This is a genomic window from Oceanobacillus sp. FSL W7-1281 (genome assembly GCF_037969835.1).
Lineage (GTDB): Bacteria > Bacillota > Bacilli > Bacillales > Amphibacillaceae > Oceanobacillus > Oceanobacillus oncorhynchi.
Genome location: NZ_CP150214.1, coordinates 2244827 through 2268818, shown reverse-complemented (window position 1 = coordinate 2268818; position 23992 = coordinate 2244827). Strand labels below are relative to the sequence as shown.

23 protein-coding genes are annotated in these 23992 nt (G+C 37.1%); 6 read left to right on the top strand and 17 right to left on the bottom strand.

Annotated elements, in window-relative coordinates:
- Window positions 1-20: 20 nt before the first annotated feature.
- Complete coding sequence (locus MKX55_RS11270; RefSeq protein WP_339238226.1) at window positions 21-971, bottom strand: threo-3-hydroxy-L-aspartate ammonia-lyase; 951 nt, start codon at window positions 969-971, stop codon at window positions 21-23.
- A 314-nt stretch (window positions 972-1285) separates the two neighbouring features.
- Between MKX55_RS11270 and MKX55_RS11265 the strand changes: the two genes are divergently transcribed.
- The gene (locus MKX55_RS11265) at window positions 1286-1753 is read left to right on the top strand and encodes a hypothetical protein (RefSeq protein WP_339238224.1); all 468 of its coding nucleotides are present in this window, start codon (window positions 1286-1288) and stop codon (window positions 1751-1753) included.
- Window positions 1754-1769: 16 nt separating this feature from the next.
- Here the strand turns inward: MKX55_RS11265 and MKX55_RS11260 are convergent, their stop codons facing one another.
- Together MKX55_RS11260 and MKX55_RS11255 are read right to left on the bottom strand one after the other, a co-directional pair.
- A complete protein-coding gene (locus MKX55_RS11260; RefSeq protein WP_339238222.1) occupies window positions 1770-2687 on the bottom strand; it encodes a DNA-3-methyladenine glycosylase in 918 nt (305 codons plus the stop codon).
- A gap of 156 nt (window positions 2688-2843) precedes the next feature.
- The gene (locus MKX55_RS11255) at window positions 2844-3818 is read right to left on the bottom strand and encodes a D-cysteine desulfhydrase family protein (RefSeq protein ID WP_339238220.1); all 975 of its coding nucleotides are present in this window, start codon (window positions 3816-3818) and stop codon (window positions 2844-2846) included.
- Between the two features lie 243 nt (window positions 3819-4061).
- Between MKX55_RS11255 and MKX55_RS11250 the strand changes: the two genes are divergently transcribed.
- The gene (locus MKX55_RS11250; protein ID WP_339238218.1) at window positions 4062-4454 is read left to right on the top strand and encodes a hypothetical protein; all 393 of its coding nucleotides are present in this window, start codon (window positions 4062-4064) and stop codon (window positions 4452-4454) included.
- Between the two features lie 329 nt (window positions 4455-4783).
- Here MKX55_RS11250 and MKX55_RS11245 read toward each other — a convergent pair whose 3' ends face one another.
- The 4 genes from MKX55_RS11245 to MKX55_RS11230 all read right to left on the bottom strand — a co-directional run bounded on the left by MKX55_RS11245 (window position 4784) and on the right by MKX55_RS11230 (window position 10120).
- A complete protein-coding gene (locus MKX55_RS11245; protein WP_339238216.1) occupies window positions 4784-5233 on the bottom strand; it encodes a YfmQ family protein in 450 nt (149 codons plus the stop codon).
- Window positions 5234-5413: 180 nt separating this feature from the next.
- Entirely contained in the window at window positions 5414-6853 is a 1440-nt protein-coding gene (locus MKX55_RS11240) for a PLP-dependent aminotransferase family protein (RefSeq protein ID WP_339238214.1), read from the bottom strand.
- A gap of 370 nt (window positions 6854-7223) precedes the next feature.
- Window positions 7224-8612 (bottom strand): hypothetical protein, encoded by a 1389-nt coding sequence (locus tag MKX55_RS11235; protein WP_339238212.1) that lies wholly within the window; start codon window positions 8610-8612, stop codon window positions 7224-7226.
- Window positions 8613-8689: 77 nt separating this feature from the next.
- Window positions 8690-10120: an aspartate ammonia-lyase gene (locus tag MKX55_RS11230; RefSeq protein WP_339238210.1), complete on the bottom strand. Its 1431-nt coding sequence runs from the start codon at window positions 10118-10120 to the stop codon at window positions 8690-8692.
- A 286-nt stretch (window positions 10121-10406) separates the two neighbouring features.
- On the opposite strand from MKX55_RS11230, the gene MKX55_RS11225 reads away from it, so the two are divergent.
- Window positions 10407-11180 (top strand): IclR family transcriptional regulator, encoded by a 774-nt coding sequence (locus MKX55_RS11225; protein ID WP_339238208.1) that lies wholly within the window; start codon window positions 10407-10409, stop codon window positions 11178-11180.
- A 111-nt stretch (window positions 11181-11291) separates the two neighbouring features.
- Here the strand turns inward: MKX55_RS11225 and rpoD are convergent, their stop codons facing one another.
- From rpoD to MKX55_RS11210, 3 genes are all read right to left on the bottom strand, one after another.
- Window positions 11292-12407 carry an RNA polymerase sigma factor RpoD gene (rpoD, locus tag MKX55_RS11220; RefSeq protein ID WP_339184984.1) on the bottom strand — a complete coding sequence of 372 codons (1116 nt, stop codon included), beginning with the start codon at window positions 12405-12407 and terminating at the stop codon, window positions 11292-11294.
- 152 nt (window positions 12408-12559) lie between these two features.
- On the bottom strand, window positions 12560-13264 hold the full coding sequence (locus MKX55_RS11215; RefSeq protein WP_339238206.1) for a hypothetical protein: 705 nt from the start codon (window positions 13262-13264) through the stop codon (window positions 12560-12562).
- A 502-nt stretch (window positions 13265-13766) separates the two neighbouring features.
- Window positions 13767-13979 carry a hypothetical protein gene (locus tag MKX55_RS11210; protein ID WP_339238204.1) on the bottom strand — a complete coding sequence of 71 codons (213 nt, stop codon included), beginning with the start codon at window positions 13977-13979 and terminating at the stop codon, window positions 13767-13769.
- Between the two features lie 244 nt (window positions 13980-14223).
- On the opposite strand from MKX55_RS11210, the gene MKX55_RS11205 reads away from it, so the two are divergent.
- Window positions 14224-14841 (top strand): TetR/AcrR family transcriptional regulator, encoded by a 618-nt coding sequence (locus MKX55_RS11205; RefSeq protein WP_339238202.1) that lies wholly within the window; start codon window positions 14224-14226, stop codon window positions 14839-14841.
- A gap of 76 nt (window positions 14842-14917) precedes the next feature.
- Window positions 14918-15913: a DMT family transporter gene (locus MKX55_RS11200; RefSeq protein ID WP_339238200.1), complete on the top strand. Its 996-nt coding sequence runs from the start codon at window positions 14918-14920 to the stop codon at window positions 15911-15913.
- A 169-nt stretch (window positions 15914-16082) separates the two neighbouring features.
- On the opposite strand, the gene MKX55_RS11195 is transcribed toward MKX55_RS11200, so the two are convergent.
- The 7 genes from MKX55_RS11195 to MKX55_RS11165 all read right to left on the bottom strand — a co-directional run bounded on the left by MKX55_RS11195 (window position 16083) and on the right by MKX55_RS11165 (window position 22252).
- Window positions 16083-16382: a hypothetical protein gene (locus tag MKX55_RS11195; protein WP_339238199.1), complete on the bottom strand. Its 300-nt coding sequence runs from the start codon at window positions 16380-16382 to the stop codon at window positions 16083-16085.
- A 14-nt stretch (window positions 16383-16396) separates the two neighbouring features.
- Window positions 16397-17593, bottom strand: a complete 1197-nt coding sequence (locus tag MKX55_RS11190) for an MFS transporter (protein ID WP_339238197.1) — start codon at window positions 17591-17593, stop codon at window positions 16397-16399.
- Between the two features lie 520 nt (window positions 17594-18113).
- Window positions 18114-19244 carry a tetratricopeptide repeat protein gene (locus MKX55_RS11185; RefSeq protein WP_339238195.1) on the bottom strand — a complete coding sequence of 377 codons (1131 nt, stop codon included), beginning with the start codon at window positions 19242-19244 and terminating at the stop codon, window positions 18114-18116.
- 186 nt (window positions 19245-19430) lie between these two features.
- On the bottom strand, window positions 19431-19988 hold the full coding sequence (locus MKX55_RS11180) for an isochorismatase family protein (RefSeq protein ID WP_339238193.1): 558 nt from the start codon (window positions 19986-19988) through the stop codon (window positions 19431-19433).
- Window positions 19989-20208: 220 nt separating this feature from the next.
- The gene (locus tag MKX55_RS11175; protein WP_339238192.1) at window positions 20209-20703 is read right to left on the bottom strand and encodes a GNAT family N-acetyltransferase; all 495 of its coding nucleotides are present in this window, start codon (window positions 20701-20703) and stop codon (window positions 20209-20211) included.
- A 17-nt stretch (window positions 20704-20720) separates the two neighbouring features.
- Window positions 20721-21101, bottom strand: a complete 381-nt coding sequence (locus MKX55_RS11170; RefSeq protein WP_339184966.1) for a VOC family protein — start codon at window positions 21099-21101, stop codon at window positions 20721-20723.
- 17 nt (window positions 21102-21118) lie between these two features.
- Window positions 21119-22252 (bottom strand): metalloregulator ArsR/SmtB family transcription factor, encoded by a 1134-nt coding sequence (locus MKX55_RS11165; protein WP_339238190.1) that lies wholly within the window; start codon window positions 22250-22252, stop codon window positions 21119-21121.
- 264 nt (window positions 22253-22516) lie between these two features.
- On the opposite strand from MKX55_RS11165, the gene MKX55_RS11160 reads away from it, so the two are divergent.
- Entirely contained in the window at window positions 22517-23971 is a 1455-nt protein-coding gene (locus MKX55_RS11160; RefSeq protein WP_339238189.1) for a DASS family sodium-coupled anion symporter, read from the top strand.
- The last annotated feature ends 21 nt before the right edge of the window (window positions 23972-23992 follow it).

The window sequence follows — 23992 nt, the reverse complement described above, 5'->3', positions numbered from 1 at the left end:
AGGGCACCTCTCAATCATTTTCACACTGAAATATCCTTAAATAATTCACCAGCTTTTCTTACATCCACATTTCCGCCGCTTAAAACGACACCTATTCTTTTGTTTTTAACAGAAAGCTTTTGATACGCCGCTAAAGCGACTGCTCCAGATGGCTCCACAACAAGTTTTAATCGCGTCCATAGGAAGTACATAGCTGCTTTTATTTCTTCTTCAGACACCGTGATAAAATCATCTACATATTCCTGAATCAAAGGAAACGTAATGTTGCCTAGCGTCGGAGTGTTTAAACCGTCAGCTATGGAGTTTGGATGCTCGATTGCCTGTAATTCTCCTGCCTTAAATGATTTCGTCGCATCATTAGATACAACAGGCTCCACTCCAATCACCTTACATTGAGGCGACAGCTGTTTTGCAGCAATGGCACATCCGCTTATCAATCCGCCGCCCCCGCAAGGAACCAGCAGATAATCAAGCTCCCCGGCTTCTTCAATCAATTCTTTTGCAACGGTGCCTTGTCCGGCTACAATTGGCTCCGCATTGAAAGGAGGAATTAATGTATAACCAAATTCATCTATTAAATCCTGCGCTTTTTCCTCTCGGGATTCCGTCTTGCGGTTATATCTTATAATCGTTGCACCATAGTCTTTCACAGCTGCTGCTTTGACTTGCGGCGCATCATCCGGCATGACTACTGTCGCAGGGATACCAAGTATTTTGCAGGTTAAAGCCGTAGCCATCGCATGATTTCCGGATGAATAAGCGATTACTCCTTTATTTTGGGACGCTTCCGGCAGAGAGCTTATCGCATTATAAGCACCCCGAAATTTAAATGCTCCCATTCGCTGGAAATTTTCACACTTGAGAAACATTTGGTTTCCGGTTAATTCATTCAATAATGTTGACGTATGGACTGGAGTTTTATGTGCAATTCCTTCTAGACGATTTGCTGCTTCTACTATTTTTTCATACATTTTGAATTCCTCCCTCACTTTTATATCAAGACAGGTTGCTATTTTAATAATTTTTAGTAATGCCTATATCCTCCTTTCGACAAATTGAACTAAATTTCCTGCTAAAAATCTTTCTCAATTGATATAAAGAACAATCAAGTCACAGCTGTATATTTAAATCGAGTTTTTAAATGATATACTTAACTATATATAGTCTTCATTTTAAATGAAATTTGCATCGCTTGTGCCATTTGAATATAATTATATAAACTAAGCTTTTTTACATGATAGAAATATCTAACCATTTCTTATCCGGACATACAAGGAGGTCAACCATGATGATAAGTCCCCAAGCTGCTGATAAACTTAACTCCAGTATAGAAGATTTAAAAAATAGTTTAGAAGAAAAAGTTTCCAAAAAGCTTGATTTGGATAACTGTCATCGAATGATTCAAAGATTGGTTGAGCTTTCTTCCAGCTGTGAAGCATGTAACCAATATTTTGTTGATTTAGAAGGTCATATAGCCCAGCTTTTAGACAAGTCAGATCAGCTGACAAAAAATGATTTTAAAAACCATCACCAAATATTAAATAACATCCGTACACACCTCATGAAAAAACACAAACTAGTTGCGAAAGACTATTATCTCAGTATCTATATGTCCTGTGGTCTCAGCTTAGGACTAGTTTTTGGACTCTTATTCGATAACCTTGCATTAGGTTTGCCAATTGGCTTAGCTGTTGGTGTAGCGATTGGAGCAGGTTTAGACGCAGATGTTAAGAAAAAAGGAAGAACCATCTAGCATTCCAATCAGCCGTTCAATACAGCATTCTCCACAGATAAAACGTAGCATACGCTTCCCAGGTTGACCATGCTGCGGATAATTCTCTAATCTCAGCTTTTGTCGGCTTTCGTTCCATTCCCTTTACAAATTGGATGGCATTGATTAATCCCACATCATCAATAGGAAAAGCGTCCGGATACCGAAGACAGCGCATCAATACGTAATTCGCTGTCCATGGACCAATCCCGCGAATACGGATCAATTCTTTTTCCGCTTGCTTCAAATCATCTACATGTAATAAGTTTTCTTTTGATAAATCTCCATTTGCCATTAACTTTGCTACACCAATAATATATTCCCTTTTCCTTTTTGTCATTTTAATATCAGCCATATCTTCCGCAGTTAATTTAGAGATTTTTTCATACGAAGGGAAAACCCAATAATTTTTTCCATTATAATCCAAATGTTCTCCAAATTTTTCAACAAATTGACGTTTTAATGTGTACGCAAACTTCAGGTTAATCTGCTGGCCTAATATCCCCCAGCATAAGCCCTCAAATAAATCATTTAAACCCATAATCCGAAGTCCATAAAATCTTTCAATGGCTGGTTTTAGTAATAAATCCTGGCGTCCAGATTCATAAAAAGGCATCAGGTTGGTATCAAAATCAAACCATTCACAAATATAATTCACGACTGCCTCTTTATCTTCAAGTAACTCCGGTTTGGTACCGGCTATAAATTCGACAGCCAGGCATTCGCTATCTGTTTCACTTATCCGTACTAATGCACGCAGATGATTTATTTCCATCACACGTATAATCGTATTCTCTTCAATTTCATACATACATTCATTCGAATCTCTTTGTAAATAATCTAAATTAACCTTAAAATCAAATGGCTCCGGTGTTTTTATAAAAATACGGTTTTTACTTTCGCTCCAAGTTCTCATTTTCCCCGCCCCCCTATCTTCAAGATCTGTTTTATATTTTGCTTGCGAATTCAGCATCCTACTATGATTGTACAACAAGCAGCACCAATGCCAAAAGGCAAAGTGACGCTGTTTTCATACTGTCCCTTTGCCTTTTAGTTAATGCTTGTATGAAATTTAAGCTCCATCATTCTTTCTTAAAATATCCTTCACTCTTTCTCTCATCTCTTTCGTATAGCCTTGCTGTCCTCCGGTATGAATGAAAAGGATATTTTCCTGGTCAGCATAATTTCCATTTTTAATTTCAGTCACTAACCCTTTAAAAGCCTTTCCTGTATAAACAGGGTCAAGGATTATTCCTTCATTTTTAGCAACATCCATATAAAATGCTAATTCTTCATCTGTTGCCTGGCCATAGCCAAGTCCAATATAGTTATCGTTAATGGAAATAGAATCAAACGGATGGTTAGTGTCTTCCAAATCATTTACAATTTCCATCACATCTTCTTTGAACACTTCTGCTATCTGGTCTACAGAATAGCCAATGATTTTCTTTTTGGCATCTGCTCCCTCGTTAGCGTACCATAATCCGGCATACGTCCCGCCAGAGCCGATTGCCAGATTAATAGAATCAAATCGGACGCCCATCTCCACTTCCTGTTTCATAATTTCATTATAACAATTAATATAGCCGTAAGAACCGATCGCATTTGATGCACCGACCGGAATAATCAATACCTTTTTCCCTTGTGCTTCCAACTCCTGCTTTTTCTCCTCCATCGTATCCTCACGGGATGCATCCGGCGGAATAATATTTACATTCGCTCCAAGCATATCGTCAAGAAACAGGTTTCCTTCATATTCTTTCACTTCGCCTCTAAGCACCAGGTGGCATTCTAAATCCATCATGGCACAAATCGCAGCTGTCGCTCTGGCATGATTTGACTGGCACGCTCCTGTAGTAATGATTGTGTCATATTTATTATCCAATGCATAGGCAATAAGGTATTCCAGCTTTCTTATTTTGTTTCCCGAGACTTCCACTCCTGTAAAATCATCTCGTTTGATATAAATATTTTTCCCAAGTTCATTACTGAGTTTTTCCAGCTTTTTAATGGGTGTATCCAAGTTAGCAATATTTAATTTACGCATGGTCGTTCCTCTCTCTTTCATCCAGTTTATACCTTTATGATAGCGAACAAGAACGAACATAAGCAACTAATAAATGAAAGAAATTTATTATTTTAGTGTAAAGAATCGATGAAGAGGGTAAATTTTCTATAAGTCAGCACTCTTTTCCTGTCAGCATCAGCAGATAGAGACTACAATCAGAAGAAAAGTTGAAAGCATGCATTTATACTTGTTTAAAAATAAGGTATGGGAGGTATCACAACGTTGAAAAGGCCTTTGGGAGTTATAATAATAAGTTATTTATTTGGCTTTAGTTCGATGCTTTTATTATTTTCTGCTATTTTTTATGATGCGGATACCGATTCCATGCGCGGTATAGCGGAACGTTTTGCACTTCCGAATATACCTGAGCAATTAATGAGAGCAATAGTAGCTTTATATTCATTAGTAATGGTCTATGGTTATATTCAATTGAAAAAATGGGGCTTTTGGACAATGGTAGCTTATTTAGTCTATTTTGGGATGATTAGTTCTCTGCTCGTAAACCATCAAACTCAACTGCCTTATATAGTTAATATGCTTCCTTCTCTGGCTATGTTAGCTTATACAATCTATATAAGGAAAGCATTTTTTAATCCATCAAATTTTCAGCATTAGAATAATTGAAAATGCCCTTTAAATAACAATAGAACTTCCTATTTCCTAAGAAGTTCTATTGTTACGCCTATTTCATTTGAACCCAATCTTAAATGAAAACCCAGATAAGAACAGAAACCAAAATAATCGCGGGCAGTCCAAGAAAATAAATATAAGTAAGACTTGAAAAGCTCTTCTTTCGTTCGTAAGTATCGTCCAGCTTTTTTGTGACAAAAAGTGTTCCGATCAATGCAAGAACACATACGATAATCACCAGTATGATAAGGGTATTCAACATCTTCCTTTCCCCACCTTTATAAAATAGTCAACGCAGCCGCATAACAATAACCTTATGCATTATGCAGCTGATTATTTGTTATAGCAGCCTGTTGCAGATAATCTGAATCCAACGTATAGGAAGCAGTCTTTTTCTTCCATTGTTTCACGACATCTACATGATTTTCATATCCGAAAACATGAAAGGTCATTTCTTTATTTTTCTTTTTAAAATGAATAATATATGGGGGCATGTTTGTTTCAGGATGGAGAAACAAGGCTTCCTTCCCTGGAAAGATATGATTCTTATATAAAAATTGAGCTTCATTGAAAGAATCTATAAATCTCCTTTTTTCATCTCCATCAAGCTGTTCTCCATCGAAGGTTATCGTACTGTTTGCTGCATCAATTTTAGGATGCAGCTCAAATTTATTTAAAACCCATCCCACCAAAGCGCTTGGCGGGCTGGTTAAAAATTTCAATATAATTCCTGCCAGCGTGATTAATATAAATGTCCATGTCATTTTCGAATTCCATCTCCCTGATAAACTATCACTTTCTAATTTTGATATAAGATTACACAGCTTGCTGATTTTACCCTAACCTAGTTTTATTGTACTGGATATCCCAAAAATGATACCATCCAATTCGCATAAAAATCCCCCATCCACTTCACGAGTAGACAGAAGGTTTTTTTAGCTTTTTTATTTTCCGCGCAGATGCTGAAGAGCTTTCGAAAATCTGGATATTCCTTCCCAAATGTCTGTGGGCGTACTCCTGCCATACGTAAAACGAACGAACCCTTTACTCTCACCAAAAATAGAGCCGGGAACAAAAGCAACTCCTCTCTTCAATGATTCATCCAGCAATTGAAATTCATCCACCGGCTCTTTCAGCTTGCACCATAAATGAATCCCGCCATCTGGTTCCAGGAATTCTGCCTGATCGCCTAAAAAATGAATCAGTGCTTTGGATAATTGCTTTCTCCGTACTTCCAGCTGCTTCCTGATTTTATGAATATGTTCATCAAATTGCGGGGAGCCGATAAACTCATTTGCAACCCATTGCGGAAAAATACTATGTCCAAAATCAATCTGCTGTTTTGCATCAGCTAAGCGTTGAATAACTTTTTTCGGTCCAACAATCCAGCCGATTCGTAATCCAGATGCAACGATTTTGGATAAAGAACTGATATATAATACATTTCCGTTATCGTCCATTCGTTTTAAAGAAGCTGCTACGTTTCCATCAAATGCCGTAATGCTGTACGGATCATCCTCTACAACAGGAATGCCATACTCCGAGGAAATATCTAATATTCTTTTCCTCCTACTTAAAGGCATTTGCACTCCGGTGGGATTTTGAAAATCCGGATTGATAAACATCATCCTTATACGATGCTTTTTATGCAGTTCAATCATTTCATCTGGATTAACTCCATTTTCATCGCTTTTTAACAAATAGGTACGCAAGCCTGCTGATTTAAATAATGGTAGTGAATATGCATACGATGGATCCTCTATCGCTACCGCATCTCCCGGCTTCAGTAAACATTGTACGATAAGGTGAAGCGCTTGCTGCGCACCAGAGGTAATCAGGATTGATTCTGCATCAATAGAGATTCCTTTATACGCATACAAATGATTAGAAATCGTTTCTCTTAAACGGACATTGCCCTGAGGGTGATCATATCCCAGATGCTCTGTAAAAGGCTTCTCTTTAAAAATGGAATGAAATTGTTCTGCCGGAAATAGATCCGCCGCCAGTTCTCCGCTTGCCATATTGATCATTTCATTATTTTGTGTCTCCGTCCGTATTTTTTGAACTAACGGCAAATTAGGAAGAAATGAGCCATCCTCCACATACCTTCCCCAGTTGGGAATTCTTTTATCGGAGATTCCCCAGATATCCGTACTAATATGCGTACCGCTTCCTTTCCTTCTTTCAACAATTCCTATGGATTGCAGCTCATCATAAGCGGCAACGACCGTGCTGCGATTAACTTGCAGCTCTTTTGCCAAATGGCGTTCTGAAGGAAGCGGGATATCCGGAGAAAAATCACCAGTAGAGATCCCGTTTTCGATATATGATGCGATTTGTTTGTATAGTGGTGTTTTTGCTGAACGGTCAAGTGTGAAGTGCATATGGATTCCTCAATTATATTGTAGATTTAGTCAAAACTATTATAAAACAGTTTATCTATCTTCTGTATAAAAGTAACTAACTGAACTAATTACTAATGATTAATAAAATTATTATTGATGATATACCTATCATACTACATTTATTGTTTTAAGTAAGCTTCAGGTGTCCAACCAAGTCTATTTTACTAATTAAGAGGAGTTTATCGAGAAAATGTTTATATTTTTAATAACTTTTTATGTATGTTGCTAATGCTTTCATATTAGCTTATCTAAGTTACTAATTATTAGTATAAAACCTTCCTTTTTAAACATTATAAAACTTACAAATAAATTCTAAGGAGTGAGCAAAACGCTCACTCCTTAGAATTTATTAAAAAGGTCCGAGATTAATCAAATGTGCTATTACAACTAAAATAATCGCTATAAGTACTATTATCATAAATAATGGAAAGAAAAAACGGAACCATTTTCTATATGGAATCCCGGCAACTGCTAACACTGCAAGAAAAGCACCATTAGTTGGCCAAATAAAATTGGATAATCCATCTCCTAGCTGAGAAGCATATACAGCAACTTGACGGTTGAGACCTGCTATATCAGCCAATGGTGTAATAATAGGCATTGTTATAACTGCTTGGCCACTGGCAGAAGGAATTAAAAAGTTAATCACTGATTGAATAATAAATATAAGCGGCGCAGCTAATATAGCAGGTAGATCTGTAATTAAAGCAGCTCCAACACTGATAATTGTATCAAGAATCATTGAACTTTCCATTAGATAGAGAATGGCTCTTGCAAAAAAAATAACCAATGCTGCAATTAAAAGGTCTTTCATCCCATTAGCAAACATATGGCAAATTTCGTTTAATCTTGCTCCATATGCTAAACCTGTAAATAATCCTGCAGCAACAAAAACAGCAGATATTTCAGGAAAAGAAAATTCCATCTGTACAGTACCATAAATTAGAAAAGAAAACATGAGTACGAAAACCACACCTGCTCTGATTAGCCTGGGGGTGAATTTCACATCATTTAGTTCTGCAATTTTATGTTTGTTTGTCACCTCTTTAACTAAAGATAAGGATGGATTATTTTTTACTTTTTTTGCATACCTTACTACATAAAATATTGATATGCTCATAAACACTGCATAAGTAATTATTCGAAACCACATTCCTGAAAAAAGCGGTAATTCAGCAATTTCTTGAGCAATCGCAGTAAAGAAAGGATTAGTAAAAGCTGCTGAAAGTCCAACACAGGAAGAAATTAATACTAGAGCCGCTCCTGTCATTGCATCATAACCCAATTTAAGACAAATAGGGATAATTAAAGGAATCATAACTAGTGACAATTCCCAAACACCAGTAATTGCTACTTGTAAGCTGATTATTAACATAATCACAGTAGTTAAGAAAGTAATTCCTGTATTTTTCAACTTATTTACCAAAACAGTTGCAGATACATCCAAAAGATTAATACCTTTTACAACTCCAAAAGCGCCTCCGATAAATAGCACCATTGCCATTAAACTGCTGGCATCAATAAATCCATTATAAAATGATAGAAAAAAATCTCCAATTCCAATTCCGATATTATCAATATAAATGAAACTGTTAGGATCTACGACAGTTCTTCCATCTACTTCCTCCCGTACAAATTGACCGCTAGGTATGAAATTTGCTGCTACTCCAACAATGACTAAAATAATTGATAACGCAAAAAACGGATGTGTATCTAGTTTTGCTTTATTATTTTCCAAGATTATCACTCCTAAAATAAAATTTTTGTATGATAACGCTTTCTATTTTGTAGAAAAGAAGTATGTCTCGACATACCTCATTGTTCTTTATGTTTAAATTTAGAAAGAATTTCACTGCTATTCTTAACATCGCTTAATAATAAAGGGTTTAAAAATAAATCTGCCTCTTCTTTAGATAATAGTTTTTTCTCCAAAACAATTTCTTTAATTGTTCTATTCTGGTTATGAGCTTCTTTAGCTATTTCACTAGCCAAATCATAATTAAATAAAGTTGCTATAACTGTAGATAATGCTAATGAGGAATGGGCATTCTTATCGCATATCTCAATATTAGCCTCTATATCTTGAATACATTTATCGGTAAATAACCGGATAGCGTTAGTCATAATTTCAAATGATTCAAACAAATTCTTGATAATAATTGGTTCCCAAACGTTTAAATCAAGTTCTCCTCTATCGACCGCCACATTGATTACATGATCATTACCATAAACTTGAAAGCTTGCCTGCATCATCATTTCTGGCATCACAGGATTTACTTTCCCAGGCATAATAGATGATCCCGGCTGTACTGGAGGTAAGTTAATTTCTGACAAACCAGATCTTGGTCCTGATGATAAAAGTCTGAAATCACTTGACATCTTTGACATAAAAGCAGCAAGTTCTTTTAATACGGAAGATAATTTTATATATATATCGCCATTCTGAAACCCATCAAATAGATTCTCATGTTGATAAAAAGAAAGACCAGTAATTTCGGAGAGTTCTTCATATGCTTCTTCTGCAAATCGCGGATATGTACCTAACCCTGTTCCTGCAGCAGTCCCTCCAAGTGTTAATGAAAGACATTTTGTTTTTACATTTTCCATGTCAGAAATGTTTCTTTTAATAAAGGAAGCATATCCACTAAATTCTTGACCGAGTGTTATCGGTACTGCGTCTTGTAAACATGTTCTAGAAACTTTGACAACGCTTTCGAATTCTATGGATTTTTTAATCAATACATTTTCCAATGTTGCTAACTCTTCTAGTATTTTTTCAATGTAAAAATAGCTGGCAATATGAATCGCACTCGGTATTACATCATTTGTTGACTGTCCTAAATTCACGTCATTATTTGGATGAACTTGATTATATCCTTTACTGCCAGTGATAATTTCATTTGCTCTATTGGCAATTACCTCATTCATATTCATATTTAGTGAAGTTCCACCGCCACCTTGAAATATATCTACCGGAAATTGATTGTTATAGTCCCCGTTTGCAATCTCTGAACAAGCTTGAGATATAGCTGAAGCTTTCTCATTAGTTAAGGCTCCAATTTTTCTATTCGCTATGGCAGATGCTCTTTTAATATTGGCCAAAGATTCAATCAGCAATGGATAATCAAAAGATTTAGTGTTTGAAATATTAAAATTTTCTACAGCCCTTTGAGTTTGTATACCGTAATAATGATTTGATTGCAAAGATCGTTCTCCTAGTGAATCTCTTTCTATTCTAAAAGACATTTTTACACTCCTTTATATAAAATAATGTCTCATATAATGAGATTGATTTCAATATATGAGATATTAATATTTAAACATATATTCTGACTTTGTCAACTTCTAATTTTCAAATTCACTTATTTAGTTCATAAACACTACCAAATAAGGGTTTAAGGCAATTTATTAAAATATATTACTTTATATAAGGAGTATTTATTTAATATATTTCATAATCTCATAATTTAAGATTCATTTTCATACTATGGTGCGATATAATTGGTAATATCGTGAAAAAGGAGAATGTTATATGTCTGAAGTTCTTAACAAAGCGGCTACACTTCTAAATTTATTAAAACCAACGGACGGGGTAAGCGAAAGAAGTGCGACAGAGCTTGCAAAGCTTGCTAAATATAATACGGCTACTACGCATAGGATTCTTCAGGATCTGGAGAAGCACGGTTTGGTTAATCAAAATACAGTTACAAAAAAATTTCATCTAGGGTCGGCACTGATAGAATTAGGTTTTCTTGCTCGGAAACAGTTTACTATTCAAGATTTTGCGAAGGATGCCATGCAATTAATAGCAGAACAAACAAAAGAGTCAGTATATCTGAATATATTATTGGATGATGGAAATGCTTTACTACTAGATTCTATAGATAGTGTTCACAAGCTTAGAATTGTGGAACCAGTTGGCCTCAAGCTTCCGTTACATATTGGGGGGACACGGAGGGTTATCTTAGCGCATTTGGATGAAGTGATTCGTGAAAAATATATGGAAGAGGTTCAATTAGAAAAAAGAACTGCCTATACTCTCGGAGATAAAGAAAAACTGAAAAAAGAATTGGAAAAAATAAGAGAGCAAGGATATGCGATTAGCTTTGGAGAAACAACAGAAGGAACAGCAGGTATTTCAGTACCGATTTTTGGTTGGGATGGTGTGGAAGCATCTTTAAGTATTGCGACACCAGATGTACGATTAAGCAAAGAGAGAGTACCGGAATTCGCTTCTTTATTAAAAAAATATTCAAATGAAATCAGTAAAAATCTAGGAGGAACTGAGGTAAAAATATCTAATTAACTTACATGAAAAAAGAACCTCCTAAATTAAACAATTTTTAGGAGGTTCTTTTTTTAAAACTAAAATAATTAATTATTGATATTTGAAAAGCCGTCGCAACCCCAGCCTACGCTAATCAAGAAAATCTTTTAAACGTTTACTGTGTCTTGGAAGCCTTAATTTCCGCAATGCTTTTGTTTCAAGCTGACGGACACGCTCTCTGGTCACGCCAAATACTTTTCCCAGTTCTTCCAGCGTTCGTGACTTCCCGTCATCCAATCCAAAGCGGAGACGGAGAATACTTTCTTCCCGGAGAGGAAGGGTATCCAACACCTCCTCTAATTCCTTTTTTAACAGTCCATGCGCTGCATAATCAGCGGGAGAAACCGCCTCTTCATCCTCGATAAAATCTCCTAAATACGATGTGTCTTCGTCTCCAATCGGTGTTTCCAGAGATACCGGTTCTTGAATGATTTTTAGGATATCCCGCACTTTATCGGCACTTAACTCCATTTCCTCGCCAATTTCTGCAGGTACCGGCTCGCGACCCAAATCCATAAGCAATGAACGCTGGACACGGCTTAATTTATTGATTGTTTCCACCATATGCACCGGTATCCGAATAGTGCGCCCATGATCCGCAATGGATCGGGTAATCGCCTGCCTGATCCACCACGTTGCATAGGTGCTGAATTTAAAGCCTTTTCGATAATCGAATTTTTCTACAGCTTTGAATAATCCTATATTTCCTTCCTGAATCAAATCTAAGAAAAGCATTCCCCGGCCTGCATAGCGTTTTGCAATGCTGACTACGAGACGCAGGTTTGCCTCAATTAATCTCCCCTTCGCTTCCATGTCTCCTTCTTCCATACGAGCGGCAAGCGTCATTTCTTCTTCACGGGACAGTAAATCCACATTGCCAATTTCTCTTAAATACATCCGAACGGAATCGGTTATTTTTATTCCTAAAGGAAAGCTGTGATGATTCAGACCTGCCTCTTCTTCCTTTGCAGTTTCCTGTGTTTTAGCGTCCTCTTCCATCTCCCCGGCCAGTTCAATACCTTGTTCTGTCAGATATTCATATATTTCATCGATTTGTTCGAATCCTAAATCAAAATCAGCTAACACATTAGCTGCTTCTTCATAAGCAAGCACACCATGTTTCTTCCCCATTTTTAGCAGGTTTTCTTTTGCCTGCTCTATAGTCAGTTCTGATTTTTCCTTGCTCAAAGCATTTTGCAGGACCATGCTTTCCCCTCCCTCCAAGTCATACCATCTGGTTTCTGTATTTTTATTAGGCGTCTATTTTTTATGCGTAAAGTGTTTTCTTATCGAAAGCTCCGAACAATCATGCATAGAAGTATATCGCATCCTTCTATGAACTAGTTCGAATTTGTCAATTACCCGTGAAGCAACGTATTTGTGTTATCTCTTTCCTCTCCTAACTTTTCACTTGCATGGCCATAGCGAATATAAACATACCTTACCTTTCCATTACGGATATAAGCAAAAACGCCATTGTGTTCATCTGTACTCTTCTCCTGGAAAAAGAGTCCAGAGATATCTGTTTCTCTAAAAGGCTTATCACGGAGGAAATAAGATGTTTGATTATCTTTTTTCTTCACTAAATATCCTTGTCTTCCATTTCTGTACACTTCTTTTTCAAAGGGGTTATACTCGCTGTGATTAATCACAACCAGAATAATATCCGGTAATTTTTTTAGAATATAATTGTATTTATCCCAGTAGAAAACTCTTTTCCAAAGCGGATTTCTCAACGTATCCGTTGGCCGTTCCCCTGCCATAATAATTTCCTTCACATGATTATTTTTAGCAGTGTCAACAACTTCTTGTGCAGTTTTCCATTCATTTTTTGTCCGTTTCACTGTAAATTTTTCTGCGCCCAGCCGTTTACTTAATTTTTTGCTTTCTGCTAAATTCAACAAGTGAAACATCGTAAATTTACTTTCCATAGAACAAAAGAATAAAACTTCAAAAGTATATCCATATTTTTTTGCCAATAAGGCTCCTCTTAGCAAAACTTTTCGGCTGTAATTCTTTTCCTCTAAGCATACCAGTACATGATGTTTTGATTTTAATGTCATTTTGCCTCCTTGTGTTGCCTATTCACAAGTGATAGCAGTTACGCAATATCCTCATAAAAAACTGCTCTGCCTTGAAAATAGGAACCATTTTTTTGGAGGGTTAAGGATATACGTCTTTGCCTTTGTTAACAGCTATTCTAAGAACGAAGAAAGTTTAAGTTTTTCTGCGCTCTTCTAACCCAAAGATAAACACGTATATCCTTAACCCCGGCTGATTATGATAATAGGGTTCCGTATCTGAGTCGGTCATTTTCCTCACCTCCTTTTCTTTTTTCTTGCTGCATTATTGCATAAAACTGAATGATTGTTCTAAAATAACACAAAAAATAAATCTCATTTTTACCAAACAAGAAAAATTATTACTGTTACCTAAAGGAACTTAATCTGCTGCTTTGCTTTGTTGTATTGTGTTTTCTCATTCTAGTTTATGCTGTGCCCCCTCCTAAGTTGCAAGCTTTTAATGCTGATTTCTTACAAACGAAATAGTTCATTGACTATGATGTTACAGGCCTTGTTCCGAATCCAATAGCCGGGATAAAATTTCAGCTTCATTGGAATCAAGCAGGATAGAACCTCTTTTATTATGGTTGTCATGAAATACGATTTCATACATCCCGTCAGCATGTTGAACCAGAAAAAAGGAATCACCAAATGTCGTATGCATTTTGTATTCAAACCCTACTCCCTGTAGCTTTGCTTTATAAATGATATACATAATCGCCTCCTACCCATTTAACTGAACGTTCGTTCTAAAATATTATCATAGAGTTTGTGAGCAGTCAACAGATAATCATTCTGTTGAAAATGTCTTGTTATGGTGTCTAAATTATGATAGATTTAGAACAATTGGTCAGTAATTATTTAAAAGTAAGGGAAACACTGATATAACAAGATATCCCGCTTGATAAACACTTGAATTATACTCAAATTAGAAATCAAAATAAACAGGAGTGAACTTTTTGAATAAGAAACAAACGAAAAGTATGATGACAAAGAAAAAGATTGCTGAAGCTGCAAAGCATCTATTCATTCAAAAGGGCTACGCTGCCACATCTATCGAGAACATTTCCGAGGCAACAGGTGTCAGCAAAGGAAATATTTATTATCATTTTGACAATAAAGAAGGCCTCTTTATTTATGTGCTGGACGAGTGGGAAAAAGAATGGATGGAACAGTGGGAGGAACAAAAAAAGCAGTATCCCTCTGCAATTGAACAGCTGCATGGAATTGCAAAGCATTTTGTTATCAATGATTATAACCATCCTCTTACGGATGTAGCGGACGAATTTTTCAGTCATGAGAAGTCCAATACATTAGTACAAAATCAACTTTATAAAACAATTAACACCAGGATATCCTATAGTCAAAATTTATTGTCAGAAGGGATAGCATCTGGAGAGTTCAAATCAGACAATGCACTGTTGTTAGCAAAGATTTTTGACACCTTATTATACGGGTTAAATAATACTTGCCGGGATTTGGACATGAAGGAAACACTGAATCTATATGCTAAAGCTATCGATACCTTTCTATATGGTATCGCTTCTCCTGAGACAGATCACCATAAGAACAGTTAGCTTCCTGTCAATAGCAAAAATAGAAATCATTTCTTCAAATATTAAAATCAGACTGCTGATTAGGAGGAAACTAGCGTTGAGCAATAATCATTCCACTTTTCTAGGCGTTTTATTTGGCATGCTTGCCGGGGCAACCTGGGCTTTAGCTTTTCTCATTCCGAATATGCTTTCCAACTTCTCATCATTGGAAATTACTTTAGGACGTTATTTGATGTATGGTTTATACTCGCTTCTTTTCTTTATGGCATTTAAAAAACGTACAGACCACATCCCATTACGAATCTGGGCAAGAGCACTGCTTTATGCTTTTATTGGAAATGTAGGATACTTCTTTTTTCTAGTTTTGGGGATTCAATATGCAGGAATTACTGTCACCACTCTTATTATCGGGACACTTCCTATCCTTATCAGTGTTATCGGGAATTTATGGAATAGAGAGTTTCCTTTTAAAATCATGGTATTTCCCGCATGCTCGATATTGCTTGGAATCTTCCTGCTGTATGGCAGTGAGCAGAGAGATAGCAGCAGCGTCGCCACGTCCAGCAGTAACTTTTTATTGGGTTTCTTATTCTGCTTTATCGCACTGACTTTATGGACTTGGTATGGCGTGTCTAATGCTAACTTTCTTAAAAAGGAATCTCAGGTTTCTGCCAACCTATTTTCTACTATGGTCGGTATGCAGACGTTAACATTAGTATTACTTGTTTTGGTTATCAGCTGGCTGACAAATCAGCAGATAGTGAGTAACCTGCTGGCAAAAGATCATTTAATGTCCTATTTGATTGGCATTATCGTGTTGGGTATCGTTGCTTCGTGGGTGGCAACATGGGCATGGAATCAAACTTCCATCCGTCTGACGGTCTCCATGGCAGGGATGATGATTGTTTTCGAGTCTTTATTTGGACTACTTTATTCTTTTATTTATCAATTGTCATTCCCCTCCATATGGGAATCGATTAGTATTTTCTTTATTATCGCCGGTGTATCTTTCGGGATATGGAGAATCAATAAAGAAAAGATTTCGGAACATAAGCTATACAGTGAAACACATTCTTTTGAAGATACCCTTTGAGAATAAATACGTACCCAGCTGAAGAACAGCCGGGTACGTATTTATTCGTTATGCACTGGGTTTATACTTATATAAAACAACCCATCGAACAAAAAAACTGTTGAAAGTTTCATGCTCAATGGGTCAGCAATAATGGATTAGCTATTATTAATATTACTTGAGGCGAAAATTATTTGCCTAATTTTTCGTGAACGTGTATTGCTAATGCGATGTCTAACACACCTGATCCAACACTTTCATTTAACGTAATCTCTTCATCATTTTCACGTGCTGGAATTTTACCAGCTAAAGCTTCACCAACAGTACCTGTGACAACCTCTTTTGAGACTTCACCTTTTTCCAAAGGTATTAATATGTCACCTGCTGCCTCCCAAAGGCCTTCCAAATGTTCCGTAACAATCTTGCTTGAACGTTGAACTGTAGCAGCATCAATCTGCATGAATGATGTAAATGAACCAATCGCATTCACATGTGTTCATTAGTTTAAGCTCCCCCCTCAACCCTATTCTTTCTTAAAATTAACAGCAATCGCTCCGACGCAAACCACATAATTACAATAAACCCACCAATAAACAAGGGGAATAAAGCTATACTGGTATAAGATACTGTCAATCCAAATAATGGCGGTATCAGCGTTGTTCCTGTATAAGCGGTGGCCATTTGGAATCCCATAATCTTTTGTGAATGAAAAGTACCAAAACGGGCAGGCGTTTCATGCAACATACATGGGAAAACCGGTGCCAGACCTAATCCAATCAATAATAGACCAACCAAAGCGAAAAACAATGGTAATGGTAATAGTAAAAACACCGTTCCTATCAAAGCAATTATTTGCCCTGCCCGTATTAATTGGTTATTACTTACTTTTAAAGTGATAAAACCAGTAATAAACCGTCCGATTGAAATACCGCCCCAATAAAATGCGATCCATTTGGCAGCAACAGAAGGAGAAATATCTTTCACATTCACCAGATAACTGCTTCCCCATAGACCCACTGTCGCTTCGACCGAACAATAGAAAAAGAAAGCAATCAGCGCCCACTTAACTCCTTTTTTATTCCGCAAAAATTTTGCTTCTGTTTTTTCTATTTGCTGATTAAGAGGTTGCTCTGTCACTAGTTGTTGATGCTGTTTAGCAACTTTTCTCCATAGAGGTAAAGAGAAAAACAAAATCAACACCAGACTAAATTGAATCAAAGAGATAGTTAGATAGCCTGCTCTCCATGAATTATGTTCTCCTATAAAATAGGCTATAATAATTGGTCCCGTTGTTGCTCCAACACCCCAAAAGCTGTGAAGCCAGCTCATATGCTGTGCTTTATAATGCCGAGCCACATAATCATTCAGGCCGGTATCAATAGCCCCGGCTCCCAGCCCAAGCGGGATAGCACAAACTACTAGCCAGATAAGTGATGGAGCAAAGTAAAATCCAAGTAATGCTATAGCAGTCATTGCTGCACTTACAGCAGACACTTTTCCCGTTCCAAAACGCTTTAAAAAGACACCACTTACTAAGCTGGATAAAATTGTTCCCGCAGCAATTATCATAAATAAGTAGCCTGCTGTATCAATCGGTAATTCAAGATTTATCCGCATGGTTGGCCACGCGGCTCCTAATAATGAATCAGGCAGTCCTAGACTAATAAAAGCTAAATAGATAATAATTAATAAGAATATCATAGCTTCGTCCCTTTTCCCTTCTGCAACTCATAATTCGTTTAAATGATGCAGTCAAAATTATATAAAGCCCGATTTTTTAGGATCTATAAGAATAAATTGGAGTTTCCCTTATTCTACTAAACCGTCTTGTTTATCTCATTCTACTAAAACTATCCTAATCCCACTCACTGTTTCTTATATTAAAAAAATTTCCTGCTCTTCGCAGTCTCAAGATCCTTTTGAATCTGTAAAATTTGACATTCTATCCACTTAAACTTCTTAAGGCTTAATCAATATAATGTTTTGAATAAGTAAAGATCGAATTTAGAAGTGCCAACCTTATCATGATTTGCAAGGATATTCACCTACTCATAAAACGATACCAGTTATATCCTTATTTTACGATGAAGCTGTCTGCTCCGCAATGTTTACAAATATAACGAACCTTCATGCAGCGTGAGTTTCACGGGGGGGTTCCGTGATAAACAAAAAAGCAAAAAATGATTGGTTTACAACTATCAATCATCTTTTGCTTTTTTAACTATAACTCGTTATATGAGTCCTCATAGGATTCAGCAAGCTCTATAAATCTCTCATTATCTAAAACATCTTCAAACAAAGGATCTGTCACAGCATAATCAATTAAGCTGGGGTCCTCTTCCATTGCCTCTTCCAAATGATCCAAGCCTTCTTCTACCTCGCCACGCTCAATATCAATGAAAGACAGACCATAATAAGCAATTCCTTTATCTAACGGATGCTCCTCAAGCATTTCTTCATAGAGTTCTTCTGCTTCATCCAGCTGCCCATTTTTTGTTAAAAGGATACCTTTATAATCCAGGTTATAAATGATATGTATTTCATCATCTACTTCTAATACAGCATCGGCATATTCTAATGCTTCGTCGTAATCTTCTATGAGTTCATAAGCATATACAAGCATATCCAGTGCATCGACATCTTCCGGATGCTGTTTTAAATACTCTTCTAAGTAAACAATGCTTTCTTCTGTTTCCTCTATATACAGCAAACTGGCACCCATACCATATAAAGCGAAATCTGCCTTCGGTTCAATTTCTAACGCTTCTTCAAAATAAGTTATTGCTTCTTCATCTTTATCAAGAAAAGAAAGGGCATTTCCCATCGCAACATATTGTTCCGGTGCGTTCGGATTTAAATCAATCGCTTCCTGTGCAGCATCCATAGCCTCTTCATATTCGCCCAGGTCTATTAACGCGTATGCAAGATTGCTGTAAGCAGCTTCCATCTTGTCATCCAGTTCAATTGATTTTTCTAACGCTTCTCTCGCTTCTTCCGGTCTTCCAAGTTCAATGAGAATAAAACCCTTATCATTATAAAGGAAAGGTTCGTCAGCGTGATCATCCAGAGATTCCTCGATTAACTCTAAAGCTTCTTCATAATCTCCATTTGCGTATAGAGGCTGCAGCTTCATTGATAATGAATATGTACTGGTACTTGAACCAGAGGATAATTGATCCGCTTCCTCTTCCTCCGATTCGTTTTCTTCCTCCTCATCTGCTTGCTCTGAATCCGTGTTTTCCTCGGAAGATTCAGATGAAGAAGTTTCTGATGCAGTAGATTCCTCGGACGTACTGCATCCGGCAATAAATAAAAATAATGACATAAAAATAATAATTCGCTGTTTATTCATTTTATCCTCCTTTATTTGACAAATTATTCTTTAAAATGACATTATTATTATAGTACAAATGGAACGCAAATGGAAGACATATCCAAGACTGTTTTCACAAATCGTTTTACTAACAGATCCTCGTATCGTAAGCTTCGTGAAATAATTTTCAAAACGGCACAGGTGTAGGCCGCTTTTTATATCCTATTATCTATACGAATCATGCACAGGGTGAAATAAATCTTCCTCTGCGTTTCTTACAATGGAAAAATGATCTACATTATAATGTCCATGAAGTGTATCGTTATGGTGCTTTACAATTTGTTCTGAAGTCAGCAAAGCATTCCCCAGATTAGAATGGCCATCTCCAACTAACGTGACATCAAAACCATGAATGGTTGCTGTTCTCACAGCGCTGTCTACGCAATGCTGCGTTTCACAGCCCATCACGACAATATGCTTTACTTGATGTGATTTTAAATATTCCAGAAGACCTGTTCCATAAAAAGCATTGGTAGCAGATTTATCAAAGGTTTTTGATTCTGCAGGCATATGGATCTCTCTGTGAATTTCAAATCCGCTTCCTTTTCCTTCACTGACATCTATATCCCTAATAAATATAATCGGTACAGCAGCTTTTCCCGCTTTTTCAATTACTAGATTAATATTAGCGATGAGCTGTGACTTCTGAAAAACTGCGTTTCTTTCATGATTTCCATCGATTAATTCCTGTTGTGCATCAATAACTAATAATACCTGATTCACTTTAAGTCCCCTTCCAATTTAGGAAAACACGATGTAACGGTCTGGTTAGGCGTTCTCCCTTTTTTACTTATTCCATTCTCTTTATTATTGTTCGTCATTTGAACGCCTCCTCTAACTAAATTCCTTATGATAACCTTTATAATCCAAGGTGATGTTTATTTTACCATAATAAACAGACGGTATTTTCAAAAAATTAATTTAAGCTAATACCGAGTTAAAATTACAAGCTTCTCGAATACTGCAGAGTAACAAACGGTTCGCCTGTACCTGTCACGCCGCTTTTCTTTTCCTGCTGCCGAAACCCTCTTGCTTCATAGAAAGGAATCCCTCTTTGATTTCCATCCTGTACTGACACCCATTGCTCTGTAGCTCCTGCTTTCCTATGTTCTTCTGTAAGTATATTTAATAATTGTCTTCCTATTCCTCTGTATCGATATTTTTCATCTACATACAATACAAAAACTTGGCTGACCCTGCTCTCCGTTATTGCACCGCCAATAACGCCTGTCACCTTTGAATCAACGATAGCAACATGGGTATAAGAGCCTTGTTCTATATCCGCCTTTACTCGTTCGTGGTTATACCATTCCTCTGCATGCTTGTTTCGGTACTTCTCACTTAACTTACCTTCTACAGTTTGTTTCCAGCCAAAGGAGCAAATAGCAGCAATGGATTTGACATGCTCTGTGGCTGCTGTTTCAATAACTATATCCATTTTGTTTCCTCCCTTCTTTAACCCCGATATATGGTTTCTACTATCCAAATTCGATATCCATCCGGATCAGCAATAACCGCTTCCTTCACACCCCAGGGACGCTCAATCGGATCTTGTACAATTTCGATTTTTCTATTTCTTAGCGATGAAACAGCTGAGCTGACATCTTTGACCAGAAATTCTATGACCATTCCCTTTTCTACCGGTTCGGGATCATCAATAATATGCAATAATATCGTTGTTTTATGCTCTGAAGCTCCTGCAGAAAAGAAGGCCATACTTTGGTCTGTAAAACCTTGTTCTAAATGTAATGCGTTCTTATAAAAGGCAATGGATCTGTCTAAATCCTTTACTGGGACAATAATTGTATTCAACTTTTCGATTTGAAATTCTGTCACCTTTATTCTCCTCTTTTTTACAAGTTGGAAAATGAATGGAGGCCTTCCGCTACTTTTTTCAGTTCATCTCTGTTTAGTGAAAAATACTTTGTATTTCCTTCCTGACGCACTGTAACAAGATTAGACTGCTGCAGCTGATTTAAATGACGGGAAACCGTGCTTTGCTTCAGATTCAGCCGCTGGATAACCTGTTGGGCGAACATCTCTTTATTCTCAGCTAATAAGTCAATGATTTCCAGTCTCGTCCTATCACCCAATCCCTCAAAAGCAGTATAATAATCTGCCAGCTTTTCTTTACTTCCATCCGTTTCTGTTTGCGGATCAAACATCAGATAGACATGTTTATCGAGTTGAATGAAAGAAAGCAGTCTTTCCATATTACAAACAGGAATGAATGTTAAACGTTCCGCTCTATTTATGTTTTCCAACCCAGTAGTATCCGGATATAAACCTGTTATTTCAAAAATTGCTTCTCCATTTGTACGATAGTTTTTTCTCAGCAAAGGTTCGTGCTGCCTAACCCATTTTTTCAGCAGCTCCTGCTTATTTTCCCACTCCTTTCTCAACCCGGTATCCCCAAAAGCCCTTATCATTCTGATAATACGTTCTTTAATAAAAGATAGACTATCATAAACCTCTGCGATTTTGCCCGCCTCTTCCATAGGAACAGACCAGCTGAGTAATACTGCTTTCACAGCTTTCTTACGATTATCAGGATCATGTAATCGTTTTTCCTCCAAGTGAACTTCTTGCATTACCTCTTCCACAACCGGCATACGAGGCAGGTATTTGTAGTAATAGCCCATTGTCTCTCTAATTCCATAAATAAGAAGTTCCTGCATGGCAGACTCATCAAGCTGTTCCCACCAGTCAATAAATGCATCCCAATCCATGGTTAAATCAGCGGTCTTTTGAATATAGAAATCTCTTAAAATCACTCCATGCGCAAAAACAGTTCTTAATAATTTCAAATCCTTTTTAGCGGCTTCCGATAAGCTATTCGAAAAATCCTTTATCCATTTATTCTGTACGGAGGAACTGTTTAAATCGTAATCCGTCAGCTGAATATTTGTAAAAATATAAACGCCTAAGGAATGGATTGCATCTAGCTCTGTTTTCGGTAAAGCTGGTACAAATAAATTTCTCTCCACTTTGTCACCTTCTTCTGTATCCTATATTTGTATATTGAATATATTAATATAATGTATACTATTCGTCAATCAGCTTTCGATTATATGATTGGATAACAGTTACTTAAAATCCAGCTCTATTAAGCCCCTGTTTATAAAAAATCAAATGTATTTTTTGAATGAATTGTGAATGAATACACAAATTCATTTAATTGTAACATGTGAAAACAATCACAAATATGAGTTTTTATATTACAATTAAAGTAACTAAAGGGAGGGATTTTCATGAAAAAGAAAGATGCTATTGCACTTATTGCAGCTTTTTTAGTTCTTATTATTATTTTAATTCTGCCTAATCCTGATTCATTGCCTCTAGTTGGACAGCGAGCGCTTGCTGTCTTAGCATTTGCGGTTGTTTTATGGGTTACGGAAGCGGTTTCTTATCCTGTCAGTGCGGTGATGATAGTCAGTCTGCTGGCTGTTCTTATCGGTATCTCCCCTACTGTCGAAGATCCTGGTACGATATATGGAACCAGTCAGGGGTTAAGCATGGCCGTAGAAGGATTCAGTTCTTCCGCTGTACTGCTTGTTGGAGGGGCACTTGTTTTGGCTACTGCTATGGAAATTACAGGACTTCATAAACGCATCGCATTGTATATTATGTCAAAGGTTGGAACAAAGCCTGGCGCACTTGTGATTGGAACCATTATAGTCAGCTTTGTGCTTGCATTGTTTGTACCAAGTGCTACCGCGCGTGCAGGTACGCTTGTCCCTATTCTATTAGGAATTGTAGCTGCATTTGGATTGGCAAAGCAAAGTAAGCTTGCAGCATTATTAATGATTACCGCCGTACAATCTATTTCCATATGGAACGTCGGAATAAAAACAGCAGCCGCGCAGAACATGGTTGCTTTGGGATTTATGGAATCTGCGTTTGGTATAGATGTGACATGGGGAGAGTGGTTTCTCTATGCTGCTCCTTGGGCATTTATCATGTCTATCGTACTTTATATTGTTATGATTAACCTGATTAAACCAAATATGTCGGAAATAAAAGAAGGAATAAGCATAACGAACCAGCTGAAGGAGCTCGGGAAAATCAGCGGAAAAGAATGGCGTTTAATCATTATTGCCGGATTGCTATTATTATTCTGGTCAACTGAAGGCATTTTGCATCCTTTAGATTCTACTACGGTTACCATTGTTGCTGTTGCTGTCATGCTGACACCTGTTATCGGTATCTTTTCCTGGAAAGAAGTGCAAAGAAAAGTACCTTGGGGCACATTGATTGTATTTGCAACAGGAATTTCATTAGGTATTGTTCTGTTAGCAACAGAGGGAGCGACCTGGCTTTCTTCTAATTCCTTTGAAATACTCGGGGTGTCTTCCCTGCCTCTGGTTGCGATGATCGCCGTGCTCGCGCTATTCAATATTTTGATTCACTTAGGTTTTGCCAGCGCCACCAGTCTCGCATCTGCTTTTATCCCAATCGTCATCGCTTTGGTCGGATCAATGGAGCCGGCAGCCTTTAATGGTCCAGGTCTTGTCCTAATTATGCAATTTGTAATCAGTTTTGGCTTCCTATTGCCGGTCAGTGCTCCGCAAAATATGCTGGCATACGGCACAGGAACGTTTACTTTAAAACAATTTATCAAATCCGGTGTGCCGCTTACTGTGATTGGGTATTTGCTTATCATCCTGTTTAGTGCTACTTATTGGCAATGGGTTGGTTTGTTGTAACTGTTGGAAAAGCGATATAAA

Coding starts and splice junctions, on each gene's coding strand:
- MKX55_RS11270 (WP_339238226.1), bottom strand. CDS start 971: ATGTATGAAAAAATAGTAGAAGCAGCAAATCGTCTAGAAGGAATTGCA.
- MKX55_RS11265 (WP_339238224.1), top strand. CDS start 1,286: ATGATGATAAGTCCCCAAGCTGCTGATAAACTTAACTCCAGTATAGAA.
- MKX55_RS11260 (WP_339238222.1), bottom strand. CDS start 2,687: ATGAGAACTTGGAGCGAAAGTAAAAACCGTATTTTTATAAAAACACCG.
- MKX55_RS11255 (WP_339238220.1), bottom strand. CDS start 3,818: ATGCGTAAATTAAATATTGCTAACTTGGATACACCCATTAAAAAGCTG.
- MKX55_RS11245 (WP_339238216.1), bottom strand. CDS start 5,233: ATGACATGGACATTTATATTAATCACGCTGGCAGGAATTATATTGAAA.
- MKX55_RS11240 (WP_339238214.1), bottom strand. CDS start 6,853: ATGCACTTCACACTTGACCGTTCAGCAAAAACACCACTATACAAACAA.
- MKX55_RS11230 (WP_339238210.1), bottom strand. CDS start 10,120: ATGTCTTTTAGAATAGAAAGAGATTCACTAGGAGAACGATCTTTGCAA.
- MKX55_RS11225 (WP_339238208.1), top strand. CDS start 10,407: ATGTCTGAAGTTCTTAACAAAGCGGCTACACTTCTAAATTTATTAAAA.
- rpoD (WP_339184984.1), bottom strand. CDS start 12,407: ATGGTCCTGCAAAATGCTTTGAGCAAGGAAAAATCAGAACTGACTATA.
- MKX55_RS11215 (WP_339238206.1), bottom strand. CDS start 13,264: ATGACATTAAAATCAAAACATCATGTACTGGTATGCTTAGAGGAAAAG.
- MKX55_RS11210 (WP_339238204.1), bottom strand. CDS start 13,979: ATGTATATCATTTATAAAGCAAAGCTACAGGGAGTAGGGTTTGAATAC.
- MKX55_RS11190 (WP_339238197.1), bottom strand. CDS start 17,593: ATGATATTCTTATTAATTATTATCTATTTAGCTTTTATTAGTCTAGGA.
- MKX55_RS11185 (WP_339238195.1), bottom strand. CDS start 19,244: ATGAATAAACAGCGAATTATTATTTTTATGTCATTATTTTTATTTATT.
- MKX55_RS11175 (WP_339238192.1), bottom strand. CDS start 20,703: ATGGATATAGTTATTGAAACAGCAGCCACAGAGCATGTCAAATCCATT.
- MKX55_RS11160 (WP_339238189.1), top strand. CDS start 22,517: ATGAAAAAGAAAGATGCTATTGCACTTATTGCAGCTTTTTTAGTTCTT.